The organism is Streptomyces sp. UH6 (assembly GCF_013421635.1).
Classification (GTDB): Bacteria; Actinomycetota; Actinomycetes; order Streptomycetales; family Streptomycetaceae; genus Streptomyces; species Streptomyces abyssomicinicus.
Map to the genome: position 1 here is coordinate 1 of NZ_JACADT010000560.1, position 3,745 is coordinate 3,745.

Genomic DNA, 3,745 nt, shown 5'->3' on the forward strand with positions numbered 1-3,745 from the left:
ACCGTGATGCTGCTGCGCGACACCGGACACGGCCCCGTGGTGCACATGCTCCGCCGCCGGGCCTCCATGGCCTTCGCGGGCGGCGCGTACGCCTACCCCGGCGGAGGCGTCGACCCGCGGGACGACGACCTCCTGGTCCGCTGGGCAGGCCCCTCCCTCGCGGAGTGGGCCGCCCGCCTCGGCGTCGGCGACGAGCCCGCCGCCCAGGCCGTCGTCTGCGCCGCGGTGCGGGAGACCTTCGAGGAGGCCGGTGTGCTGCTGGCCGGCCCGACTGAGGACACCGTCGTCGGCGACACCACCGGCGAGGAGTGGGAGAAGGACCGGGCCGCCCTCGCCGCCCACGAGCTCTCGTTCGCCGAGTTCCTCGACCGCCGCGGCCTCGTCCTCCGCTCCGACCTCCTCGGCGCCTGGGCCCGCTGGATCACCCCGGAGTTCGAGACCCGGCGTTACGACACCTTCTTCTTCGTCGCCGTCCTCCCCGAGGGCCAGCGTGCCCGCGACGTCTCCACCGAGGCCGACCGCACCGTCTGGACCCGTCCCGCGGACGCCGCGGCCGGGTACGACCGGGGCGAACTGCTGATGATGCCGCCCACCATCTCCACACTCCGCACCCTGGAGCCCTACGCGACCGCCGCCGATGCGCTGGCCGCCGCGCCGGAGAGGGACATGGCGCCGGTGCTGGCCCGGGCCCGGCTGGTGGACGGCGAGGTGGAACTGGCCTGGCCGGGCCACGACGAGTTCACCAAGAGGGTGACCGCCGCCGCCACGGAGGGGCCGACCGCATGACGAACGCAGCCGCCCTGCCCGGCCAGCCCCGTGGCGGCGTCCTCTCCGGACCCGCCACCGCCCGCACCGTCAACGTGCTGGCGCCCAACCCGTCCCCGATGACACTGGACGGCACCAACACCTGGGTCGTCGCCGAGCCGGACTCCCGGCTGGCGGTCGTGGTCGACCCGGGGCCGCTGGACGAGGAACACCTGGCGAACGTGATCGCCACCGTCGAACGCTCCGGCCGCCGCGTCGGGCTCACCCTCCTCACCCACGGCCACGCCGACCACGCCGAGGGGGCGAAACGTTTCTCCGAGCTGACCGGCACCAAGGTCCGTGCCCTGGACCCCTCGCTGCGCCTCGGGGACGAGGGTCTGGCCGCGGGCGACGTGGTGGATCTGGAGGGCCTGGAGATGCGGGTGGTGCCCACTCCGGGACACACCTCGGACTCCCTGTCGTTCCACCTGCCGGCCGACCGGGCGGTGCTCACCGGGGACACCGTCCTCGGACGCGGCACCACGATGGTCGCCCATCCGGACGGGCGGCTCGGCGACTACCTCGACTCGCTGCGCCGCCTGCGTTCCCTGACGGTGGACGACGGCGTGCACACCGTGCTTCCCGGCCACGGGCCGGTCCTCGACGACGCGCAGGGGGCGGTCGAGTACTACCTGGCGCACCGCGCCCACAGGCTGGCCCAGGTGGAGACGGCCGTGGAGGGCGGCTGCCGGACCTCCGCGGAGGTCGTGGCACACGTGTACGCGGACGTGGACCGCAGCCTGTGGCCGGCGGCCGAACTGTCGGTCCGCGCACAGCTGGAGTACCTGCGGGAGCACGGGCTGGTCTGAGCGGCCGGCCCGTGCTCCGTCAGGGGCCGGGTCAGCGGCTCCGCTTCGCCAGACGCTCGACGTCCAGCAGGATCACCGCGCGCGCCTCCAGGCGCAGCCAGCCGCGGCCGGCGAAGTCGGCCAGCGCCTTGTTCACGGTTTCGCGGGAGGCGCCCACCAGCTGGGCCAGCTCCTCCTGCGTCAGGTCGTGGACGACGTGGATGCCTTCCTCGGACTGCACGCCGAAGCGGCGCGAGAGGTCGAGCAGCGCCCGGGCCACGCGGCCCGGCACGTCGGAGAAGACCAGGTCGGACATCTGGTCGTTGGTCTTGCGCAGGCGCCGGGCGACGGCGCGCAGCAGCGCGGCGGCCACCTCGGGACGGGCGTTCAGCCAGGGCTGGAGGTCGCTGTGGCCGAGGCCCAGCAGCTTCACCTCGGTCAGCGCGGTGGCGGTCGCCGTGCGCGGGCCCGGGTCGAAGAGCGACAGTTCACCGATCAGCTCACCGGGGCCGAGGACCGCCAGCATGTTCTCGCGGCCGTCCGGGGACGTCCGGTGGAGCTTCACCTTGCCCTCGGTGACCACGTAAAGGCGGTCACCGGGGTCGCCCTCGTGGAACAGCGCGTCGCCGCGTGCGAGGGTCACCTCACTCATCGAAGCGCGGAGCTCCGCGGCCTGCTCGTCATCGAGCGCCGCGAAGAGCGGGGCGCGCCGCAGAACGTCGTCCACGAGATCTCTCCTATTCGACCTGCTCAGGGAATCCGGTCCCCCCGGGTTACCGTCCGTACCACCGGTGGTCCAGGGGTCCCAGTTCCCCAGTTTGCCGGTCGGTCCAAACAGTGTGATCTGTCACAAGGATGCCGCACAGGTGTGCCAGACATCGCGCCAGGGGCCCAATTGGACCGTGATCCCCTGGGTACGCGGCGGATGTCGGTGCGGGGCCTTAGGCTGGCCGGGTGTCCGAAACGCCGACGACTACACGGGCCGCGGGGGCCGACCGGGTGATCGGGCAGGGTGATTCCGCCGTCGGCGAACAGACCACGAATGGAGCGACGAACGTGGCGGACGACGAGGCTCGCCGACCGGACGGAGGCGCGGCGCGGGCGCCGCGCGGGCGCGGAGACGCCGCTGCCGGAAAGGGCGCCGTCGCGCGTGTGGCGGCGGGAAAGCCGGAGTCCCGGGTGGCGTTGGTCAGGCGTGCGCGGCGGATGTACCGCGAGCTCGCCGAGGTGTACCCCTACGCGCATCCGGAGCTGGACTTCGAGAACCCGTTCCAGCTGCTGGTCGCCACCGTGCTCTCCGCCCAGACGACCGACCTGCGGGTCAACCAGACCACGCCCGCGCTCTTCGCCAAGTACCCCACCCCCGAGGACCTGGCGGCGGCCGACCCGGAGGAGGTCGAGGAGATCCTCCGGCCCACCGGTTTCTTCCGCGCCAAGACCCGCTCGGTGATGGGCCTGTCCAAGGCATTGGTGGAGGAGTTCGGGGGCGAGGTCCCCGGTCGGCTGGAGGACCTGGTCAAGCTGCCCGGCGTGGGCCGCAAGACCGCCTTCGTCGTGCTCGGGAACGCGTTCGGGCGCCCCGGCATCACCGTGGACACGCACTTCATGCGGCTGGTGCGGCGCTGGAAGTGGACCGAGGCCACCGAGCCGGAGAAGATCGAGGCCGAGATGAGCGCCCTCTTCCCGAAGCGCGACTGGACCATGCTGTCCCATTACGTGATCTTCCACGGCCGCCGGATCTGTCACGCCCGCAAGCCCGCCTGTGGCGCCTGCCCGGTCGCCGAGCTCTGCCCCGCCTACGGAGAGGGCGAGACGGACCCGGAGAAGGCGAAGAAGCTCCTCAAGTACGAGAAGGGCGGCTTCCCCGGCCAGCGCCTCAAGCCTCCGCAGTCCTACCTCGACCACGGCGGCATCCCCGCCCCGCCCCTGGGCAAGGAATGAGGGAACCGGCCGGCGCGGTCCGGCGTGGAGAACCATGGGCCGCATGCGGGACGTCCAGCCGCACAGCACATCGCCCGGTGCCGCAGGACATGAGGCCGTGCCAGGTGACGTCGTGCCGTGCGGCGGCGCGCCGCGTGGTGGCGTGCCACATGGCGCCGCGCCACATGGCGGCGGAGCACATGGCGCCGCGCCACATGGCGGCGGACCACACG

4 protein-coding genes are annotated in these 3,745 nt (G+C 72.9%); 3 read left to right on the forward strand and 1 reads right to left on the reverse strand.

Features of this window, described 5'->3' with window-relative positions:
* Positions 1-786: NUDIX hydrolase (locus HW445_RS21980; RefSeq protein WP_180222697.1), on the forward strand; the 786-nt coding region annotated here is incomplete at its 5' end.
* Positions 783-1,613 carry an MBL fold metallo-hydrolase gene (locus HW445_RS21985; RefSeq protein ID WP_180222698.1) on the forward strand — a complete coding sequence of 277 codons (831 nt, stop codon included), beginning with the start codon at positions 783-785 and terminating at the stop codon, positions 1,611-1,613. The genes HW445_RS21980 and HW445_RS21985, both read left to right, overlap by 4 nt.
* A gap of 31 nt (positions 1,614-1,644) precedes the next feature.
* Here the strand turns inward: HW445_RS21985 and HW445_RS21990 are convergent, their stop codons facing one another.
* Entirely contained in the window at positions 1,645-2,319 is a 675-nt protein-coding gene (locus HW445_RS21990) for a Crp/Fnr family transcriptional regulator (RefSeq protein ID WP_108956964.1), read from the reverse strand.
* Between the two features lie 425 nt (positions 2,320-2,744).
* Here HW445_RS21990 and nth point away from each other — a divergent pair, with 425 nt between their 5' ends.
* Complete coding sequence (nth, locus tag HW445_RS21995; protein ID WP_374939682.1) at positions 2,745-3,533, forward strand: endonuclease III; 789 nt, start codon at positions 2,745-2,747, stop codon at positions 3,531-3,533.
* The last annotated feature ends 212 nt before the right edge of the window (positions 3,534-3,745 follow it).